Consider the following 22,116-nt stretch of genomic DNA (forward strand, 5'->3'; position numbering starts at 1 on the left):
TGGTATTTATCATTAGACCTTTACCAATTTCCATTTCCCCTTATTAAAGATCCAGCTGCTTACTACAGCATGTAAAGAGTGGCCAACTGCAATGGCTATAAACACGCCATTTGCGCCCAATTCAAAAAAGTGGGATAAAGCATAAGCCAATGGTAATTGAAAAAGCCAAAGCACCGATATATTAATCAGTGTGGGAGTTCGGGTATCCCCTGCACCATTCAATGATTGGCTCATTACCATACCATAGGCGAAAAAAACATAGCCCAAGCAAATAATACCCAAGCCAGTCCCTCCTATATTCACCACTTCAGGGTTTTCATTGAACCAACTGATAACCCAATCTCCACCGAAGAAAAAAACCAAACCACAGATCCCTAAAAACACTGCTGTATAGTGGGCAGCCTTCCAAGCAGATTCTTCAGCCCTATAAGGGTGTCCTGCTCCCAAATTTTGGCCAACCAAGGTGGCTGCTGCATTCGAAAAGCCCATTGCAGGCAGTAAGGCAAAAATAATCAGTCTTATGGCAATGGTAAATCCTGCTAAAGCAACACTCCCACTGATAGAAACTATCCGCATCAAAATGATCCAACTGGCTGATTCTATCAAAAACTGTCCCATCCCCCCAAGGGCAATTTTCAGAATATTTTGCACCATGCGCCACTTGAAGCGCATGACTTCCCAGTGAAAGCTAATAACAGCCTTCCCTCTGAGTAAAACTGAAAATTGGTATAATACCCCAATCGAACGGCCTATGGTTGTGGCCCAAGCAGCGCCTTCCAAACCCAGTTCAGGGAAAAAACCGATACCAAAAATCAAAAGTGGATCTAGTAGTATATTGATGCCATTTGCCAACCAAAGTGTACGCATAGCTATCACTGCATTTCCCGCTCCACGAAATACCCCATTAATTAGAAAAAGAAGCATTACACTGATATTACCAGCAAATATAACTTTGGTATAACCATAGCCACTTTCTACCAAGGCCTCCTCCCCTCCCATCAACTGAAGCAATTCTTTGGCAAAATAAAACCCTATTCCGCCTATTAAAAGAGCTAAGGTAGTACAGATGACGATAGCCTGAAAAGCCGCTTCCGAAGCTGCACGACGATCTTTCTCTCCTATCCTCCGAGCCACCACAGCTGTCGCAGCCATACTCAAACCAATGGCCACAGAATATACGATAGTTAAAACAGACTCTGTAAGTCCTACAGTAGCTACTGCCTGTACACCAAGCTTCCCAACAAAAAAAATATCTACCACTGCAAAGAGTGACTCCATCAACATCTCCAAAATCATAGGAATGGAAAGGTAAAATATAGCCTTTCTGATACTACCTACGGTATAATCTTCTTCAGTGCCGCTAAGCGCTTTTTTAATATGTTCTATGATATGCTTTAAAGTCATGTTATTTCTGATATATCAATAGTAAAAAAATCCATCCCAAAAACAGGACAGAGAAATGAACCTCTTGCGAGGTTGATATTTCCGGTATTGAAAAATTATGACTTCATAAGACTTCAAATTTGGCAAATCAAATGAACAGAAGCAATATATTTCTAATTTTTGATTAAAAGAGAGACGAAGCGAAGCGCTTGACCTCAGATTTATCAGAGCACTTCTCCAATAAATCCTGACTTGACATTTTTAATTGTGGATGTATAAAATGAGGTAAAATCTCCGAAAGTGGTACTAAGACAAACCTCCGGTTGGACATCATAGGATGAGGCACCTTTAATCTTTCTGTCTGCATCACCTGCTCCCCAAAATAAATAATATCAATATCCATTGTCCTATCCCCCCACTTTACTTCACGTTTCCTTCCCAGAGCGTTTTCTATTTCCAGTCCGATATTTAAAACCTCCATTGGACTTTTATCTGTTGAAAGCAAAACAGCCATATTGAGATAATTCCCTGAAGACTTACCTCCCCAAGCCGCAGTTTCATAAATTCCAGAAAGCTTAAGGATCTCAAACTGTTTGCCCAACTCTAAAACAGCTTCCTTCAATAGCGCTTGCCTATCACCTAAATTCCCGCCAATCAATAAAACTACTTTCTCCATAAGTGGGTTAATTTCAAAGTTCAAAACTAACAGAAATAAGAAAAAAGACTTAATTTCGAACATTACAAAAAAGTATTTCTATGAAATTTTTAAGCAATGTATTCGCCGTATTAATAGGCTTATTTATCTTTTCCCTGTTTGGGTTCTTCTTTCTGGCAGGACTGATAAGCCTTACTACTGCTGAAGACAAAGTGACCATTGAGGACAATACTCTGCTGCATATGAACCTTAATAATGTTGTTCTGGTGGAGCGCAGTTCAGAGGAAAACATGAATTTGTCCAGCTTGGGTATGGTGCCAACTCCCAATAAAATTGGCTTGACCAACTTGAAAAAAGCTATTAAAACGGCAAAGAATAATGAAAAGATAAAAGGAATTTACTTACAAGCTGGTACTGTCATGGCCAACCCTGCTATGCTATTGGAGCTTAGAAATTCACTAGAAGACTTCAAATCTTCAGGGAAATTCATCATTGCCTATTCAGAGTACTTTTCAGAAAATGGATATTTCCTTTCCAGTATCTCAGATGAAATTTATATGAATCCTATGGGCGGCCTGGAATTTAATGGTCTTTCATCGGAAGCATTATTCTTCAAAGGATTATTGGAGAAGCTGGAAATTGAACCGGTTATTTTCAGAGTAGGTGAATACAAAAGTGCTGTAGAGCCATTTATTCTTGACCAAATGAGTGAAGCCAACAGAAGACAAACTGAGGAATTTTTGGGTGACATTAACCGTTTTGCTATTAAAGCCATATCAGAAAGCCGTGATATAAACAGAGAAAAACTTGAAGAGATTAACGACCAAATGCTAGTAAGAAAGCCTCAAGATGCAGTCGATTTAGGCTTAATTGATGGCATATGGTATGATGATCAAGTTAAAGATTTACTAAGGAATAAGATGGGTATTTCCGAAAACGGAAAAATCAAAACCATCAATATTAGTGGAATCAATACCACTGCAAAAACAGAAAATATCACTGCCTCAGACCGAGTAGCAGTAATCATAGCGCAGGGAGAGATTGTGAGCGGAAAAGTCGAGAATGCATTGAGTTCAGAGATTATTGCCAAAGAAATCAAGAATGCAAGAATGGACGATAATATCAAGGCCATTGTCTTAAGAGTCAATTCTCCGGGCGGATCCATCTTAGCCTCTGATGTCATTTGGAGGGAAATGAATGAAGCAAGAAAAGTCAAACCAGTAATTGCTTCCATGTCTGAATTGGCAGCATCTGGAGGGTATTATATCTCTGCTCCTGCAGACACCATTGTAGCCCAACCCAACACCATTACTGGTTCTATAGGAATTTTCGGTATGTGGTTCAATGCAAAAGGCCTGTTAAACAATAAACTGGGGATCACCACTGACGTTGCTAAAACAGGTGAATTCTCCGACTTTATGAATCCAACTAGAGAATTAACCGACCTAGAAAAGAATATTATCCAAAACCAAATTGAAGATGGCTATGATACTTTTATCCAAAGGGTAGCTGACGGTCGTGACATGAGCAAAGAGGCAGTTCTAGAAGTGGCCAGTGGTAGAGTTTGGAGTGGAATGCAAGCCAAGGAAAAAGGCTTAGTAGATGTCTTGGGAGGCCTTGAGGATGCTATAGAAATTGCCGCTAAGAAAGCTAATATAGAAGATGAATATAGAGTACTCTACTTTCCAAAACAAAAGTCCTTCATTGAGCAAATCATGAGTGAGTTGGGAACTGATATTGAAGCCAAATATATGAACTACCGTTTTGGAGCCACTTATCAAACGCTTCAAAAAATGGAGAAAGTCAAAGATATGCAGGGTGTGATGGCCCGTATGCCATTTGATATGATAATCGAGTAGAAACTAAAACTAACCAATAGATTGAAAGAGGAGTGTTTATAATACTCCTCTTTTTTTACCCATTATATTTTAATAGAAAGTCTATCAACTGATTGAAACTAAGACATCCTTCGACTCCGCTTAGGCTAATGATAAATAATTGATTTGAGCAGACCTTAAATGGTAGCTACTGATTGCCTTTCAATAATTAGCAAAGAGATAATAAACATTGACATACCCTCCTCCACTTTCCAATTCTTGATTTTCTAATTGTCTATTTCCTTCACTCACTTTGTAGTTTCAGCAATAAAAAAAGGACTTCCCTGTGGACAGCCCCTTCTTAACTCATTTATCATTAATTATTCAGGAAGTTCCTTCAATATCTTGCACTTGGTTCATGGATCCACCCAAAGCCCTATAGAGGTTAACTATGCTTTTTAGCTTTTGGGTTTTCAAACCTACATAATCAAGCTCAGCCTCCAATGCCCTGTTTTGGGAATTGATCACATCTAAATAATTAGCATAACCAACGGAGAACATGGTATTCGCATTCGAAATCGATCTTCTCAACACCAATACCTCATCTGTTTTCAAGGACAGTTGCTCATCCAAGGTTGAATATACATTGACCATATCCAATACCTCCAAATAAGCATTTAGAACGGTTTGTTCGTAATCCAAGAAGGCAATTTTCTGTGAAGCCTTAGCCTGGTTAAAAGATGCTTTAATCCTCCCTTTATTGAATATAGGAGCCATTAAGTTGGCCCCTGCTTGATAAAAGGTAGATGCAGGGCTTAAGAACAACTTACTGATATCAAAGGCATTGAAACCTACTCCACCTACCAGATTTAAAGAAGGGAAGAATGCCGCCCTAGCCACTTTTACATCTGCCTTGGAAGCTTCTAATTCCATCTCCGCCTGTCTAATATCAGGCCTCCTCTGAAGCAAATCAGCTGGAATTCCAATTTGGATAATTTCAGGCACAAAGTTTACCTGGGACAAGGTGGTTCTTTGCAGCCCATCCTCATAAGTACCCAAAAGGCCCATCAAAGCTATTTCAACCGATCTCAATTCCCTTTGTTTTTGAACTAAAAGGGATTTTGAATTCAATAACTGAGCCTCAAACTGATCGACTGCTAGTTGAGTTTCTTTTCCTGATTCCTTTAGGTCTTTAGATAGATTAAACGCTGTCTCTTGATGGGAAATATTTTTGGACAAGATGATTACCTCTTCATCCAAGCCAACCATTTCATAATAGAGTTTAGCGACATTTGCTATCAACTGGGTCTTGACCATATTGGCAGCTTGTTCAGTAGCTAACCAACGGGCAACCGCAGCCTTCTTTCTATTAGCAAACTTTCCCCAAACATCCAATTCCCAAGCAAACTGGGCCCCAAGCACAAAATCCTTATACGGGGATGGTATTTTTTGATCTTCAGAAAGATTATCAGAAAAGTTGGTATCATAATTACCTACTCCATCCATGGTATAATCTCCGAATTTTTTTCTGCTAGCCCCAGCCATGGCACTAATTTCAGGCAAAGCTCCTAACTTACCTACTCTCATTTGAGAATTCGCAATACGTATTCTTTCAAGTGTCTTGAGGACATCTTGGTTATTTTCAAGTGCTTTTGAGATTAACCTTTTTAAACGCTCATCCTCAAAAAACATCTTCCAATTCTCTTCAGCAAGCGTTTCCACCGAATCCTGAATCACCCCATAATCTTCTGGGATGGTCAATTCTTGATCCTGCGCGATCTCCCCAGTTTTACAGGACCAAGCCAGCAATAAGGTAAAAAGACCGGTAAATATTATTCTATTATTCATCATGCTTTTACTTTCTCTTCTGCTTCTTTTGACTTATTCTTAAAATGCGTACCGATAGATTCAAAGACCACATAAAGACCTGGAATCAAGAAAATCCCCACTATAGTTCCGATAAACATTCCTCCTGCAGCGGCTGTACCTATTGTACGGTTACCAATGGCACCTGCACCAGTCGCAATTGTCAATGGAATCAAACCACAAACAAAAGCAAAGGAAGTCATCAAAATAGGACGTAATCTTTCTACTCCACCCTTGATAGCTGACTCAATAATTCCCAAGCCTTTATTTCTATTTTGAATAGCGATCTCAATAATCAGAATGGCATTTTTACCCAAAAGACCAATCAACATCACCAAGGAAACCTGCGCATAAATATTGTTCTCTAAACCGGTCAACTTCAGCAGTAGGAAGGCCCCAAATATACCCGCAGGAAGCGATAAGATTACTGGCATTGGCAGCATATAACTTTCATACTGGGCTGCCAACAATAGGTAAACAAAGATCAAACAAATAGCGAAAATATATAAAGCCTGATTGCCTGATGCAATTTGCTCTCGCGTAATACCGGACCAGTCAATATCAAATCCTCTAGGCAAAAATTCTAAGGCAGCAGCTTCTACTGATTGAATAGCATCACCACTACTAAAGCCTTCAGCAGCTTCACCATTGATCATAGCGGAAGTATACATATTGTACCTGGTCAACTGTTCCGGACCGTATACACGCTCCAAAGTCACAAAGTTGGAATAGGGCACCATATCACCATGAGAGCTTTTTGCATACATCTTAAGCAAGGATTCTGGATTGGTTCTGTATTCAGGAGCCGCTTGGATCATCACCTTATACATCTGCCCAAAGCGAATGAAGTTTGAAGCATAAAAACTACCTATAAAACTCTGTAAGGTCTGCATGGCATCCTCTACTGAAACGCCCAGTTTAGATGCCTTATCATGGTCTACATGAAGAATATACTGAGGGAAATTTGGATCAAAGTTGGTAAACACTCCATTCAGCTCTGGCTTTTCATTCAATGCCGCCACAAAATCCTGTGTTGTCTTAGCAGTGATATCCAAAGGTCCACCTGTTTTATCCAAAAGCCTCATTTCAAAACCTGAAGCATTACCAAAACCTGGCACACTCGGAGGAGGGAAAAACTGGATTTCTGCACCAGTAATATGGCTTACCCTACCCTCATATTCACGAATAAGTTCTGCAACACTCTTGTCCCTGTCTTCCCAGGCCACAAGGTTGATCATACCCATACCATAAGAGGCACCAGCCGTTTCAGTCAATAAACTGTAACCTGCAAGGGTAGAAATGGTTTCGACTTCATCCAAAGGCAATAAGGCTGCTTGAACATCATCCAAAATCACTTTGGTTCTTTCTACCGTTGCACCAGGAGGAGTAGTTACGTTCACATAGACCATACCTTGGTCTTCCGTAGGAATAAAGCCGGTTGGCAGTACACTATTGATTCCAAAAGTAGCAAGGAAGAACACAGCCAAAATCCCGAAGGTAACCGACTTTCTTCCTACAATGGCTTTCAACACGCCAGCATACCTTCCAGACAATTTATCATATTTATTGTTAAAGCCATCAAAGAACTTCTGCGTAAAACCTTTAGGCTTATCCTCATCATGGTGATTGGCTTTTAATAACAAACTACATAATGCTGGAGACAAGGTCAGAGCGTTCACCCCGGAAATCACAATGGCAATTGCCAAGGTCAGAGAGAATTGTCTATAGAAAATACCCACTGGACCAGACATAAAACCAACAGGGATAAATACGGCTGACATTACCATGGTAATGGCTATAATAGCCCCACCAATTTCACTCATCGCAGAGATCGTGGCATCCTTGGCACTCATTTTATCTTCATGCATCTTCACATGGACCGCTTCTACTACTACAATGGCATTATCCACAACAATACCGATCGCGAGAACGAGTGCAAATAGTGTCAATAGATTGATGGAGAACCCAAAGAGATCCATAAAGAAGAAGGTTCCAATCAAAGATACCGGTACAGCGATGGCTGGAATCAAAGTTGATCTAAAATCCTGAAGGAAAATAAATACCACTATAGATACCAATATAAACGCCTCAAGCAAGGTCTTGATCACTCCAGCGATAGAGGCATCTAAGAACCTAGAAACATCATAGGAAACGTTATAGGACATGCCTGGAGGGAATGAACTTTCCTTTAACTCCTCCATTTTTGTCTTGATGGAATTAATAACGTCACGCGCATTGGAGCCTGGACGTTGTTTGATCATGATAGAAGCTGAAGGACTTCCATCAGTGATGGAAACCATATTATAATCCTCCGAATCAAACTCTACCTCGGCAACATCCTTAATTTTCAGCAAGGAACCATCGGGAAGTGCCTTTATGGTTATATTTTCGTAATCCTCTTCTTTGTTAAACTTACCAGTATAACGAAGGACATACTGTAACATTTGTGGGTCTTTATCGGAACTGATTCCTGACTTACCTGGAGCTGCTTCCACGTTTTGACTTCTAATAGCATCAGTAATGTCCTGAGGAGAAATGTCATAAGCCACCATTCTATCAGGATTCATCCATATTCTCATGGCATAATCCCTTACCCCCATAATTTCACAAAAACCAACCCCATCAATACGCTTCAGTTCCTTAAGTACATTGATATCGGCAAAGTTGTATACAAACTTTTCATCTTGGGTGGAATCAGAACTCATCAGATTAAGGTAAAGCAACATACTGTTCACCTCTTTTTCCGTCATCACCCCTGCCCTGATCACCTCCTCTGGAAGCTCATCAATTACAGTCGAAACCCTATTCTGAACATTTACAGCCGCTTGATCCGGGTCTGTTCCTACTTTAAATACTACCGTAATTACCGAAACACCATCATTGGTGTTTACTGAGTTCATATAGGTCATACCCGGAACCCCGTTAATGGCTCTTTCCAAAGGAGTAGCCACTGCTTTTGCCAATACTTCTGCATTGGCACCTGTATACTGTGCCGTAACCGTCACTGAAGGAGGTACAATCTCAGGGAACTGGGTCACTGGCAATGAAGTCAATGATAATAATCCGACCAATGTAATGATCACCGAAATGACCGTTGAAAGAATTGGCCGCCTAATAAATATTTCAAACATACTGTACTAAATCAAATTATGCTATTGGATGCTTATAAGGAATTAAATAAGGTATCATAGGCTTCCTCATCGGAAACATTAACAGGTTCAATGACACTTCCGTCTTTCACTTGTTGTATACCTTCAAAGATGATTCTATCACCATTTTTGAAACCTTCAGCTACATAAAACAATCCGAACCTTTTGATAGGTCTGAAACTTCTTACCTGAACCTTATTTTCCTCATTCAATACATATACATAATTGAAGTCCTGAATCTCAAAACTTGATTTTTGTGGGATTAGGAATACATTATCCATTTCATTGGTCATCTTGATCTTACCACTAGCCCCATGTTTGATCAGACCATCAGGGTTAGGGAACCTTACCCTGAATGCAATGGAGCCAGTCCCCTTCTCAAAATCTGCCTCCATTGTTTCCAATTTACCTTTATATGGATATTCCTGACCATCAGACAATACTAGCGTTAACTCTTTTTCAATCACCTCTTCTTCTCCTGACTCCAATTTTTCACGCATAAATCTCAAATACTCATTCTCATTCACCTTATAATAGGCAAAGATTTCAGAGATATCCGTTATGTGAGTCATCAGGTCTCCAGTGGTCACCAAACTACCGGTTTTAAACGGAATCCTATCCACAATACCATCAAAAGGAGCTTTAATGGTAGTATAAGAAAGTCCAGTTTTAGCATTTTTAAGCATTGATTCTGCCTCCATAATGCCAGACTGGGCCATTTCAAATTTGGCCTGGGCCAATTCCAGTTCGGAAGATGTAATGATCTTTTTATCCACCAAAGTCTGTAAACGCTCCATCTCCAGTTTGGCTGCCTGAGCTTCTGCTTTGGCTTGCATCAACCTTGCTTGATTACTGTTAACTTCTTCGTATAACTCTGCTGAACTTAGTTTAAACAATGGCTGCCCTTTCTTTACATAGGCTCCCTCGTCCACAAAAATACCGTCCACAAAACCCTCTACCTTTGCACGAACTTCAACAAATTGAACCGCCTGAATATCGCAAACATACGTTTGAGGCACTTCAATTTTATGTGTCGATAATTTCATGGTAGGAATCTTCAAAGGCTTGTTCCTTTTGAATTCCTTAGTATTTCCCTCATTGCATGAGAACACTAGTGGTAAACACACTAATAGGACAAAGAATGCATGTGAACATCTTCTGAATGAAATTCGTCGATTCAACAGTGGTATCATAAATCTAATCTTGTTATATGGTAGCAAATAGCTTTATTCGTTTAAAAACTTATTTCAAAATGCCAAACAATTCCCCTTCACCATGATCATATCATGCCTAAAAGGTAATCCAATGGCTATTTTGGAGATTATTTTACTGACCGATCGTTTAACCGGTTTTCTGTTGAAGATTGATTAAAATGGAGGGAAATTTAGAAGCAAGAAATCCGTAATTTGGACTCTTTTAAATTTACCTGCAATCCATTTTCATTCTACCAACCTCAACCGAGTGATTAATGAAGAAATGCCTTGAGATCTTATACCTCACAGGACACTACTTCAATGAGTGTGGAATATAAAACTTAAAGGCTAGCAAGATTTATGTTTTATCATAAACGAGAACTTTGCCCACTTTTCGATCAGTAATTGCAAAAATATATTTTTTGCGATTCGACGGTCATATTATTACATGATCGGTTATAATTTTGTCCAAAAATTCCACACTTTTAACGAACATCAAAATTTATACCAAAAAAAACAACACTAAAACCCTTCAAGAACAAAACAATAGAAAACACATAAAAAAACGGGACTACATAATCAATATCCACATATGGTTTCGTTTTAACGCAAAATATTAAATCAAATTTTGATATTTTTATTTTAACACCTCAAAATTAGGGCTTAACACCTATTATTTTTCACCGTTATTATGTTAAAAACAATACTTTTTGGCTCAAACCCATCAATCACCTTAGTTCGTCCAAATCATAGTCTTTCCCTACCCCCCACCTAAGGAGTTCTTCCATTTCATAAATTTCCAATGTATCCCTATCCTTCACTTTAAAGTTATCTCTTCCCAACTTGGCCAAGACTTCCAACTCTCTTTTTTCACCATAATTGGTCAAACAATAAACTCTTCCTACTCTTAAATTATCCAATGATATTGCCATAGTAAATATTTTCTGAATACAGTGATAATTGCTCTTTTTCACCCCCAACATTTCCAACTTGGTTTATTTAGAATATGAATTAGTTATTCCTTCAAAAAGAACAATTGAACAGCCAAAATTAGTCCATAATTAAGGAACTTTCACAAGAAATAAGCTGGATAATTTTTTGTTCAAGAAAACATATAATATCCCTCCTTTAACAATTACCCCCCCTATCTTCTCTATTTCGCAGATTACCGATAAAAACAGGACCTAAACAGCAAAATCGAAACAAAAAATTAAAAGTATTTTTCGTAACAAACTCGCAAATATTTTGATAAAATACTAAATTTACAGCCTAATCATTAAAAGTTCACCACAAAATGACCATGATTAAAAAGTTTATCATCGATTTTGACAGTACATTTACTCAAGTTGAAGCCTTGGATATTCTTGGGGAAATCAGCTTGCGAAATGATCCAAAAAGAGATGAAAAATTACAAGCGATAAAAGACATCACTGACTTGGGCATGGAGGGCAAAGTTTCCCTCAGAGAGAGCCTAGAAAAGAGAATTGAAATCCTTTGTGCCAATAAAGGCCAAATTCAAGAATTAGTTGAAGAGCTAAGCAAGAAAATTTCCAAATCCTTCCAAAGGAACAAAGAGTTCATTCAGGATAATGCGGAAAACATATACATTATCTCCAATGGCTTCAAAGATTTCATCACTCCTGTAGTAGCTAAATATGGTGTTGATGAAAACAATGTATTTGCTAACGAATTTGTTTACGATTCGGATGGAAATATTGTTGACTTCAACCGAGACAACTTGCTCTCCAAAAACAACGGAAAGCCTGAGACCATAAAAACATTAAACCTTGAAGGAGATGTTTATGTAATTGGTGATGGTTATACAGATTATGAAATCAAGGCTTCAGGCCTAGCCAATAAGTTTTACGCATTTACAGAAAACATCAACCGTCCTAAAGTTTCTTCCAAGGCTGACCATATAGCCCCAAGTCTTGACGAAATTTTGTATGTTAACAAAATGAATAAAAAATACTCTTACCCTAAAAGCCGGATCAATGTACTCCTGCTTGAAAACGTCCACCCTATAGGGGTAGAATTAATGAAGCAAGAAGGTTACAACGTAGAAGTTGTAAGTTCTGCGATGTCTGAAGAGGAGCTCTGCGAAAAAATCAAAACGGTATCTATCATTGGTATCCGATCAAAAACTCAGATCACCAAAAAGGTTTTGGAAAACGCAAACAGATTGATCGCAGTAGGTGCCTTCTGCATTGGAACTAACCAAATAGACCTTGAAACTTGTCAAGAAAAAGGTATAGCAGTATTCAATGCCCCTTTCAGTAATACCCGATCCGTGGTGGAATTGGCCATTTCTGAAATCATCTTTTTAATGAGAAATCTTCATGACAATTCATTGAAGATGCACCAGGGAATTTGGAATAAATCTGCTACTGGAAGCTTTGAGGTAAGAGGCAAAAAGCTCGGTATAATCGGTTATGGAAATATCGGTGCCCAACTTTCTGTTTTGGCAGAAAACATGGGAATGAACGTTTTCTATTATGACATAGTAGAAAGATTAGCACTCGGAAATGCAACCAAAATAGACTCTTTGGATGAGTTACTAGAAACATGTGACATCATTTCCCTTCACGTAGATGGACGCAAGGAGAACAAAAATATCCTCGATAAGGATAAGATTGCTAAAATGAAAAAGGGTGCCATCTTAGTCAACCTAAGTCGTGGCCACGTAGTAGATGTTCCGGCACTTAAAGAAGCCTTGGATTCTGGCAAGCTAGCAGGAGCAGCAGTGGATGTATTCCCCTCTGAGCCTAAAAACAATAGTGAACCATTTGAATCTGAATTAAAGGGATGCCCAAACACTATACTTACCCCGCATATCGGAGGTAGCACACTGGAAGCCCAGCAAAACATCGCTCAGTTCGTTCCTAACAAGATCATTGAATATATCAATACTGGTAATACTTTCAATAGTGTAAACTTCCCGAATATCCAATTACCTTTCTTGAGAGATGCGCACAGGCTGATCCACATTCACCACAATGAACCAGGGGTATTGGCAAAAATCAACCAAGTATTGGCAAGCTACAAAATCAATATTGTTGGTCAGTATCTAAAAACCAATGAAAAGATCGGTTATGTAATTACTGACATCGATAAAGCTTATGCTCCAGAGGTCATTGATGCCCTGAAGGAGATAGAAGGAACAATTAGATTCCGTATCCTATACTAACAGAGATAAACAAACAATTAACCTATACAACTATAAAGGAGAGTCAATCATTGGTATTGCTCTCTTTTTTTATGGATAAAAAGTCGAAGAGAGCTAATAAAAAAAGGAACGGGTCTTAGAGTGTTACAAACCTCTTTATAGACAAGATTTGAGCTGCCAGAATTTCGCAACCTTCCACTGTTATCCTGCTTCAAAAGAAACGAGGTCCCGAAAGCTATCGGGATGAGGCCTGGTTTTGAAAAAAGGCTTCACTCGGTATTTTTGTTAATTGTGAAGTTTGAACATGTCGGCGACCCGAACCTTCTGCAAATATACAAATAAGATTGAGGAATGATAAAATTATATGCAGAGATATTAAATTTTATCACCAAGACACATAACACTATAAATCAAATAGTTACAAAAACAAACAATGCTGTAAAAACACCAAAATAAATATGGCATTCCTATATAAAACTAAAAGGTAAAACAGGATATTTTATAAATCCCAAATCATATAGTAAAGATTAGAAACAATAAAATAGAACATCGGGCTTGACAAAAGGCTCAAATAAAAATTCAAACCACATGAAGACTTACTGATCTGCAATTAGGTTAATACATGTTTTTTTTGTTAAATTATAAGGATTAAGCCTATATTAGAATGAAAATTTGAGTCCTCAATAGACGAATTAAAATTCAACTATTTTATTCATTTTTAATTATTTTCACTTCATTTAAAATCATAACTTCGCACCAAATTTAGCAGTTTAAGAAATGTACACAATTAAGAAACTCATTGTTTGCCTTGACCACACAGAAATGGATGAAACCTTGGTGAAATTCGCTTCTTTTATCGCGAAGATTAACCAAACCAAGAAGATCTATTTCACCAATGTGATCAGAAACCTTCAGGTTCCAAAAGACATTTTGAAAGAATTCCCTAACCTGGTGGAGAATATGGTGGAGGAACGAAAAGGGCAAATGAAAACTTTGGTTGACAAGCATTTTGAAAAGGAACTTAAAACGGAGTTGAGCTATATCGTTAAGGAAGGACAACTTTCGAAAAAGATCCTCAAACTAGCCCATGAAAAATCTGCTGATATGATATTGGTAGGTAGAAAATCCACTTTATCGGGTAGCGGTGTCGTCTCCCAACGTTTGGCCAGAAGAGCTTCCTGCTCATTGATGATTGTTCCAGAGAGCTGCACAAGTCCTAAAGTAGAGAAACTATTGGTGCCATCTGATTTTTCCGATTATTCCAAAGATGCTTTGGAAGAAGCTATTATGATTGCCGAAAGACATGGAAGGCATGTGGAAATTATTTGCCAAAATGTATTTTCAGTCCCTTCAGGGTATCACCTCACTGGAAAATCCTATGAGGAGTTTGCAGCAATCATGAAGACCAACGCTGAAGTCAATTTCAAAAAATTCATTAGGAAAATAGACACTAAAAATGTCACCATACATCCAGAATACACCGTTGACAATAATGACGACCCAGTAGAAGATATATTCCTAAAAGCAAAAGAGGCCAATGTAGATGGAATTATTATTGGAGCCAAAGGAAGAACAGCTGCCACTGCCCTATTTATTGGTAGTATAGCTGAGCGCCTTATTCAGCTAAATGACAAATTCCCACTGGTGGTAACCAGACCTAAAGGTAAAAATGCGGGAATATTAGACTATATCTTAGAAATATAATCATTAAATAATACGGAAATTCTCATTTCCGTTAATGGACTTATTTTAGCCATAACCAAGATAAGGCCGTCAAATATTTGACGGCCTTATCTTTTTTATAAAAGAACCAACAAACCACAAAGACCTGTTTTTCAACACATTAAAAAAAAATCCTCAAAATCCACAATCTATTAAATGGCTAATTAATCTATTTTTCCAACACAATATTAAACTTATGCATAGATTAGAAGTCTAAGCAAAGTATGAAGCCTTTGGATGACTCAGCCATTTTATCATTAATAAAAAACCCTTCCACCCAGGAAAAGGGCTACCGAATATTGGTAGAGCAATATCAGGCAAGAGTATATGGAATTATCAGAAAAATGGTTTTGATTCATGATGACGCAGATGATATCACTCAGAACACCTTTATCAAAGCTTTCAAAAACATCAACAAATTCAAAGGCAATTCAAGCCTTTTCACATGGCTTTACCGTATCGCTACCAATGAAAGCCTAAATTTTTTGAATAAAAAGAAGAAAAGGATTTTCCTCCAAATAAATGACCATGAAGAAAAAATGGAAAACTACCTGGATCAATCCCCACACATAGATGGCAGCAAGATTGAAATATTATTACAAAAGATTTTACTAAAACTACCAGAAAAACAAAGACTGGTTTTCAACCTCAAATATTTTGAGGAATTAAGTTATGATGATATCAGTACCATTACCGAGACTTCAGTAGGAGCGTTAAAAGCCTCCTATCATCATGCAGTAAAAAAAATTGAAAAGGAAATCAAAGGAGAATAAACCTTTATAGATTTTCATTGTCTAAGTAATAAGCTATGAAAGGATTACCAAAAAATAACGTATTCAAAACTCCAGAAGGATATTTTGACCATCTAGCTGATAATATCCTTGAGAAAAAGCAAAAAAAGACTACCCAGATGCATTATATACGCTGGGCAGCGGCAGCCGTTTTGTTAATTGCCTTTAGTCTATCTATATTTAAAACATTTATAAATCCGTCTAGCAACCTTACCAACACTTATGCGCTCGACCAAGAAATGGAACTAATGATTGACCAAGGAGATTGGTATGCTGAAGACATACTTTCGCTCAGCGATGACCCTAATGCCATTTTAGATGAGATTATTGAGGAAGAATGGGGTGCATATGAAATAAGTGAAACGGAGCTAGAACAGGAAATTTGGATTTACTAAAAAAAGAAAAAATGAAACCCCTACTAATCATAATATTCACTTGTATAACTTCTATGTCGGTTTTTGCTCAAAGGGAGCCCGGCAGAAGATTTGACATGGAAAAATTTGAAGCGGCAAAAATCGCTTTTTTGAGCCAGCGACTGGACATCACTCCTGAACAAGCCACTGAATTTTGGCCTATTTACAATCTATTTGATAAAAAAAGAAAAGAAATCCATACCGATTTACGAAAGGTAATGCATCAAAAAGATGAAAACATAAGCTCTGAAAAGGCTACTGAACTGATCAATAAAAAATTCGAATTACAACAAAAGCTATTAGACTCAGAAAAAGATTTTACACAGGAAATCTCAGAAATTTTAAATCCAGTACAAGTATTTAAATTAGGAGAAATAGAAAGGGAATTCTTAAGACACTTATACCGATCTACTAGAGAAAGGGGAAAAAGAGGCCCTGATATGCCCTGAGCATATTCTAGGGTAAAAAATCATCAAAAAAGAAATTGAATAGCCGGTTACGCTGGCTATTTTTTATTTATTTTGTTCTATGCAAAGTCCACTTTCACTCTTAGAACTTAACCAACTAATCCAACAAAGCCTTGATACCAACTTGGCTCCCTCCTATTGGATCATTGCTGAAATTGGTGAATTCAGAGACTCCCCTCGTGGACATGCTTACCTAGAGCTGGTAGAAAAATCTGACAAAAGTATTATTGCCAAAATCAGGGCTAATATTTGGTCATATACCTATAGAGGCATTGCTTCAAGGTTTTCCTCTATCACTGGTCAGAACCTAAAAGCAGGCATGAAAGTCATGGCACAGGTAAGTGTACAATTTCATGAAGTTTATGGGTTAAGCGTTAATATCAAGGATATAGACCCCAATTTCACCCTAGGAGAAAAAGCCAGAAAACGACAAGAAACCATTGACCTACTCACCAAAGAAGGCCTGATGGATCTCAATAAGCAATTCTTACTACCAAAAGTCCCACAAAAAGTAGCCATCATCAGCTCTGCCAATGCAGCGGGATATGGAGATTTCATTAATCAGGTAGCGCATAACAGGAACGACTATAAAGTCCATGGCAAACTTTACCAAGCCACTATGCAGGGTGACCAAGCAGTTCAAAGCTTAATAATGGCTATTGAACAGGTCGAGGCTGACTTAATAAAGGAAAATTTTGACTTAATGGTGATTATTAGAGGTGGCGGGGCACAACTTGACTTGGACTGTTTTGATGATTACCAACTGGCTAAAACCATCGCTTGTACTTCCTTGCCTGTAGTGACAGGAATTGGTCATGAAAGAGATGAATCCATCGCAGACATGGTCGCCCATACTAAAATGAAAACACCTACTGCGGTAGCTGAATTCATTCTGTCAGGATTCAGAAATTATGAGGAATTACTGGAAACATATTTCAAACAAATTGAAAGGCATGTCGCCTACCAACTGCAAAAGGAAGACCGAAAAATTTCAAATTTAGAGCATTTTTTAAAAAGCATAGCCCAAAATGAAATTCAACGAGGCAAGGATATGACCAGAATGCTTGAACAAAGAATCACCTCGCAGTCCCAGCATATTCTAAAACTTAAATATAAAGAATTATTGCACTTAGATTCCGGCATCAAAAAGTCGGTTGCCAATATTCTTAACAACGAACAATCAAGGTTAAACACACTGAATAAAGATTTACAAAGACTGGACCCATATACCTTTTTGAAAAAGGGGTTTACCAGGACAGAAATCAAAGGAAAGCCAATCAATAATTTAACGCTTAAAGATGGTGATGAATTGATCACCTATACGCTTTCCAAAAAAATCAAAAGTACCGTAAACAGTATAGAAGAAAATGAGCAATAAAGACAACTTTAGCTACGACAAATCCATTAGCAGAATTGAAGAAATTGTAAGCCAGCTAGAAAAAGATGACAAAAGCATCGATGAACTCTCATCCTTAGTAAAAGAGGCTAGTACATTGGTAAAAGCCTGCAAATCAAAATTAAGAATGACTGAAGAAGATATTCTTAAAGCCTTTGGAGATGAGGAACAGTAGGTTCAAAAAATCAAAGTAAATGTATTACACCAACTTTAGGTTACCCACACGAAAACGGAGCGAAAATTTAACTTGAATTATAATATATCAATAATAGGTATTCACTCCGTTTGCCCCCTTGTTTTTCAAAAATCTATTCTTGAATAGCTTTTTGGACTAAACTTGGCTAGTATACTCTTTTTTAGCTTCATCTGTGAGTATCCCTTCAAAAATGATAGAAATAGCCTGATCATATATATTTGCTGGTTTCAACTCCAGTCCATCAATCATTTCGGCAGGAAACTGTCCCAAAAACTTTGGATCTATCAAATTTTGAATGGCAGAAGCATATATCAATACCACCATGCTCTTATTCACCTTGGAAGACACCAAGCCCTGGTCAATTCCATATTGTACCAATCTTTGAAACCTTAAATAAGCTGACGTCCTGATATAATCCTCCAATGCTGCCCATACCTCAGGCACCTGCTCTCTCAAATCTGATATTAATTGAGGATTTATAGGAGCTAAATCTGAAGCAATTGCTGAAAGCATCGATTTTAACTTCATTAAAAAGGAAAGGTTGTCATCTTGTAAAATAGTCTCCACCTTAATGGACAACCTCGTTCTGAGGAGATTAAAAGAAGCTTCCAACAATTCTAGTTTACCAGGGAAATACATATAAACTGTTTTTTTACTCATCCCTAGCTTTTTGGATATATCATCCATGGTAGTATTCTTGTACCCATTTTGGAAAAACAGCTTATTTGCCATTTCCATTATATTCTCTTCTACTTTTTTGCTCTTATTCATTTCGGTAAAACTGGATTTCAAATATAATTATTTCGATTTAATATCACCCTCAAATCCCATACTTTGAGAAAAAAATAATAGCAGCCCTATTAGACAGAAATTTTCACTCAAAAGATGTAGATTTGAACAACAAAAAAACAGAACCTCAAAGGATCTAAATGAATACCATTCCTAAATCTGAAGCAAAAAAAAGGATCGCAGAACTTACCGCTGCGATCAACCACCATAACCAGCTCTATTATCAGGAAGATCGTATAGAAATCTCTGATTACGAGTTTGACCAACTTTTAAAAGAGCTTACCGAATTAGAAAATGAATACCCTGAATTTCAGGACAAAAACAGCCCTAGCCTACGTGTAGGAGGAACGATCACCAAGGAATTTGAGACTGTTGAGCATGAAACAAGAATGCTCTCTTTGGGGAACACCTATTCCAAGGAAGATTTAGAAGCTTTTGATGAGCGTGTGGTCAAAGGACTGGGGCATAAGAACTATTCCTATTTTTGTGAGCTAAAATTCGATGGTGTTGCCATTAGCTTAGTTTACGAACAAGGAAAACTGGTTAGAGCGGTTACTCGTGGAGATGGATTCAGAGGTGATAATGTCACTGAAAATGTAAAGACCATCCAAAGTATTCCCTTATTTCTGGAAGGAAAAGATGTTCCTGCCAAGTTTGAAGTCAGGGGTGAAATATTTTTGGGAATCAAAGAATTTGAAAAGATCAATGCAGAAAGGGCTGCCAATGATGAAGCTTTATTGGCCAATCCAAGAAACACGGCTTCTGGTACCCTTAAAATGCAAGATAGTAGTATCGTAGCCAAAAGAAGGCTCAATTGCTACTGCTATCAGCTTCTTGGAGACGAGCTAGAAGTAGAAAATCATTTTGATGCCATTAAGTTACTGGAGAAATGGGGCTTTAATATTTCTCCCACCTATAAAAACTGTACAGACATCAACTCTGTATTGGACTATATCGAATCCTGGAGGGAAAAACGTCACGAACTCCCCTTGGAAACTGATGGTGTAGTTTTAAAGATCAATGATTATGCACAAAGGGAAGAGTTAGGTTTCACAGCCAAAATTCCCCGTTGGGCCATTGCCTATAAGTACAAAGCTGAAAGTGCTGAAAGTGAGCTAATGTCTGTCACCTATCAGGTAGGAAGGACGGGAGCAATCACTCCTGTCGCTAACCTCTCCCCTGTCTCACTAGCCGGTACAACAGTCAAACGGGCCTCATTGCATAATGCCAATGAAATTGAAAGATTGGGATTGCATAATGGTGACACGGTCTTTGTGGAGAAAGGTGGTGAAATCATCCCTAAAATCACTGGAGTTGCTATAGAAAAGAGAAAGCCCACTGCTCAACCAGTACAATACATTACCCACTGTCCAGAATGTGGTACCTTGTTGGAAAGAAAAGAAGGTGAAGCCAAGCATTTCTGTCCAAACTCCCAATCATGCCCCCCTCAAATATTAGGAAGAATAGAACATTTCGTATCTAAGCGGGCCATGAATATTGACTCATTGGGAACAGAAAGGATAAGGGCCCTGATCAACCAAGGCTATGTGGCCAATCCAGCGGACCTTTATGAACTTCACGGGCAAAAGGAAATGCTACTTGGTCTTGAAATCAATAATGACCAATATGACAAGAGCAGTGAGGGATATTTATATGTTACCCTTAAAAAAGCTCTTTTTTCCATTACTCATGGCATTTCTCTTACTGCCATAAACCAATTTCTTCAGGATAATGAAACACTCGAGCTACAGCCAAAATTAAAGAAATTCAAGAGCTTCATTGAAAGCCAAAAATCCAATAAAGCTCAAAACTTAGGTTCGCTTGAGATCCTACTGGAGCGACTGGATGAACTTCCTCATGACCAAATTGAGGACTTTTTGCCGTGCTCAGTAGTCTTATCCCTTTTTGTAGGCAAACAGATCAGCTTGGACAAACTTCATCAGCTTTCTCAGGAGAAAAACACCGTCCACGACATTGTATTAGCCTTTGACTTTGAGTTGACTTCAGAACAGGAAGACAAAATCAAAAGACTGAAAGGCAACACCTTCCAAGAAGGAGTAATATCAAACATGTTTCAAGGAATAGAAGCTTCCAAAGATCAGCCCTTCGAGAAAGTACTCTTTGCGTTGGGCATAAGAAACATAGGGGAAAATACGGCCCAAATTTTAGCCCAGCACTTTGGCAATATTGATCAGCTCATGAAGAGCTCAACCGAAAAACTATTGGAAATCAATGGCATTGGAGAAACCTTAGTATATAGCCTAAAAGACTTTTTCAAACAGGAAGAGCATCTTCATATTATTGACAGATTAAAAGCCCAAGGTTTGCATTTTGAGATCAAAGAGGAAGATATGCCAAGTCAAAAAAGTAACGCCTTGGAAGGATTGAAAATCTTGGCTTCTGGCAAACTTTTGCATTTTAAAAGAGATGAAATAATAGATACCATAAATGCCCATGGAGGAACCTATGTTAAATCGGTTTCTAAAAGTCTGGACTTTATCATTGAGGGAGCTGATATGGGACCTAGCAAAAAACAAAAAGCAGAGAAATTAGGTGTTAAACTTATTTCTGAAGAAGAATTTATTCAAATGATTCAGGATTAACCCGCTTCGAAAAAGACATGAAATGGATTAAAAAATTCTTCGTTTCCCTTCAACTCAAAAAAAATAAAGGCATTACCGAAGAGAATTGGTTAAAATCAATGGATGATATTAAATCAATTCATATTTTAGCAGATTCTTATGAAGAGTTGGAAATAGCTGAAAAAACTATCCAAAATGAATGGCCAGCAAAGCTGGAAATTCAAACCGTATTTTATACAGATAAATCGTCTGAGGAGAAAGGTTTTTCAAGCAAAGGGTTTTCTTTGTTTGGCAAGCCCAAAGATCACTTACAAGATTTCTTAAAAAGCCCTGCAGATTTGTTTATATCTACGCTTACTGATTTTAATGACTTCCAAAAATTGGTCGTTAATCAAAAAGTTGCACGTTGCAAAATTGGTTTTTATGATCAATCTGCTTCTAATCAATTCGATTTAATGTTAGCTAAGGAAAATACGGATTTGGATCTTAACATTAAAAATTTACTTAAGTACCTAAAGAAGATAATTTAGA

At 37.9% G+C, this 22,116-nt stretch carries 17 protein-coding genes; 10 read left to right on the forward strand and 7 right to left on the reverse strand.

What is annotated here, in order from left to right; translation table 11 throughout:
• Positions 1-12: 12 nt before the first annotated feature.
• Together H7U17_RS11975 and folK are read right to left on the reverse strand one after the other, a co-directional pair.
• Positions 13-1,404, reverse strand: a complete 1,392-nt coding sequence (locus H7U17_RS11975; protein WP_186756959.1) for an MATE family efflux transporter — start codon at positions 1,402-1,404, stop codon at positions 13-15.
• Positions 1,405-1,567: 163 nt separating this feature from the next.
• A complete protein-coding gene (gene folK, locus H7U17_RS11980; protein ID WP_186756960.1) occupies positions 1,568-2,059 on the reverse strand; it encodes a 2-amino-4-hydroxy-6-hydroxymethyldihydropteridine diphosphokinase in 492 nt (163 codons plus the stop codon).
• A gap of 80 nt (positions 2,060-2,139) precedes the next feature.
• Between folK and sppA the strand changes: the two genes are divergently transcribed.
• The gene (gene sppA / locus H7U17_RS11985) at positions 2,140-3,897 is read left to right on the forward strand and encodes a signal peptide peptidase SppA (protein ID WP_186756961.1); all 1,758 of its coding nucleotides are present in this window, start codon (positions 2,140-2,142) and stop codon (positions 3,895-3,897) included.
• 342 nt (positions 3,898-4,239) lie between these two features.
• On the opposite strand, the gene H7U17_RS11990 is transcribed toward sppA, so the two are convergent.
• The 4 genes from H7U17_RS11990 to H7U17_RS12005 all read right to left on the reverse strand — a co-directional run bounded on the left by H7U17_RS11990 (position 4,240) and on the right by H7U17_RS12005 (position 10,995).
• On the reverse strand, positions 4,240-5,706 hold the full coding sequence (locus tag H7U17_RS11990) for a TolC family protein (RefSeq protein ID WP_186756962.1): 1,467 nt from the start codon (positions 5,704-5,706) through the stop codon (positions 4,240-4,242).
• The gene (locus tag H7U17_RS11995) at positions 5,703-8,852 is read right to left on the reverse strand and encodes an efflux RND transporter permease subunit (protein WP_186756963.1); all 3,150 of its coding nucleotides are present in this window, start codon (positions 8,850-8,852) and stop codon (positions 5,703-5,705) included. Before H7U17_RS11995 ends, H7U17_RS11990 begins: the two co-directional genes overlap by 4 nt.
• 32 nt (positions 8,853-8,884) lie before the next feature.
• Positions 8,885-9,916 (reverse strand): efflux RND transporter periplasmic adaptor subunit, encoded by a 1,032-nt coding sequence (locus tag H7U17_RS12000; protein WP_230981378.1) that lies wholly within the window; start codon positions 9,914-9,916, stop codon positions 8,885-8,887.
• A gap of 875 nt (positions 9,917-10,791) precedes the next feature.
• Complete coding sequence (locus H7U17_RS12005) at positions 10,792-10,995, reverse strand: hypothetical protein (RefSeq protein WP_186756965.1); 204 nt, start codon at positions 10,993-10,995, stop codon at positions 10,792-10,794.
• A 362-nt stretch (positions 10,996-11,357) separates the two neighbouring features.
• Between H7U17_RS12005 and serA the strand changes: the two genes are divergently transcribed.
• From serA to xseB, 7 genes are all read left to right on the forward strand, one after another.
• Positions 11,358-13,250 carry a phosphoglycerate dehydrogenase gene (serA, locus tag H7U17_RS12010; protein ID WP_186756966.1) on the forward strand — a complete coding sequence of 631 codons (1,893 nt, stop codon included), beginning with the start codon at positions 11,358-11,360 and terminating at the stop codon, positions 13,248-13,250.
• A gap of 756 nt (positions 13,251-14,006) precedes the next feature.
• Positions 14,007-14,933 carry a universal stress protein gene (locus H7U17_RS12015; RefSeq protein WP_186756967.1) on the forward strand — a complete coding sequence of 309 codons (927 nt, stop codon included), beginning with the start codon at positions 14,007-14,009 and terminating at the stop codon, positions 14,931-14,933.
• A 242-nt stretch (positions 14,934-15,175) separates the two neighbouring features.
• The gene (locus H7U17_RS12020) at positions 15,176-15,724 is read left to right on the forward strand and encodes an RNA polymerase sigma factor (RefSeq protein ID WP_186756968.1); all 549 of its coding nucleotides are present in this window, start codon (positions 15,176-15,178) and stop codon (positions 15,722-15,724) included.
• Between the two features lie 35 nt (positions 15,725-15,759).
• A complete protein-coding gene (locus H7U17_RS12025; RefSeq protein WP_186756969.1) occupies positions 15,760-16,137 on the forward strand; it encodes a hypothetical protein in 378 nt (125 codons plus the stop codon).
• Between the two features lie 11 nt (positions 16,138-16,148).
• Positions 16,149-16,604 carry a Spy/CpxP family protein refolding chaperone gene (locus H7U17_RS12030; protein WP_186756970.1) on the forward strand — a complete coding sequence of 152 codons (456 nt, stop codon included), beginning with the start codon at positions 16,149-16,151 and terminating at the stop codon, positions 16,602-16,604.
• A gap of 79 nt (positions 16,605-16,683) precedes the next feature.
• A complete protein-coding gene (gene xseA / locus H7U17_RS12035; protein ID WP_186756971.1) occupies positions 16,684-18,000 on the forward strand; it encodes an exodeoxyribonuclease VII large subunit in 1,317 nt (438 codons plus the stop codon).
• A complete protein-coding gene (xseB, locus tag H7U17_RS12040) occupies positions 17,990-18,193 on the forward strand; it encodes an exodeoxyribonuclease VII small subunit (RefSeq protein WP_186756972.1) in 204 nt (67 codons plus the stop codon). Before xseA ends, xseB begins: the two co-directional genes overlap by 11 nt.
• 156 nt (positions 18,194-18,349) lie before the next feature.
• On the opposite strand, the gene H7U17_RS12045 is transcribed toward xseB, so the two are convergent.
• On the reverse strand, positions 18,350-18,985 hold the full coding sequence (locus H7U17_RS12045) for a TetR/AcrR family transcriptional regulator (RefSeq protein ID WP_186756973.1): 636 nt from the start codon (positions 18,983-18,985) through the stop codon (positions 18,350-18,352).
• Positions 18,986-19,143: 158 nt separating this feature from the next.
• Here H7U17_RS12045 and ligA point away from each other — a divergent pair, with 158 nt between their 5' ends.
• Both ligA and H7U17_RS12055 read left to right on the forward strand, forming a co-directional pair.
• Entirely contained in the window at positions 19,144-21,606 is a 2,463-nt protein-coding gene (ligA, locus tag H7U17_RS12050) for an NAD-dependent DNA ligase LigA (RefSeq protein WP_186756974.1), read from the forward strand.
• Positions 21,607-21,623: 17 nt separating this feature from the next.
• Positions 21,624-22,115 (forward strand): DUF6913 domain-containing protein, encoded by a 492-nt coding sequence (locus H7U17_RS12055; protein ID WP_186756975.1) that lies wholly within the window; start codon positions 21,624-21,626, stop codon positions 22,113-22,115.
• Position 22,116 lies beyond the last annotated feature (1 nt).

The organism is Echinicola salinicaeni (assembly GCF_014280965.1).
Lineage (GTDB): Bacteria > Bacteroidota > Bacteroidia > Cytophagales > Cyclobacteriaceae > Echinicola > Echinicola salinicaeni.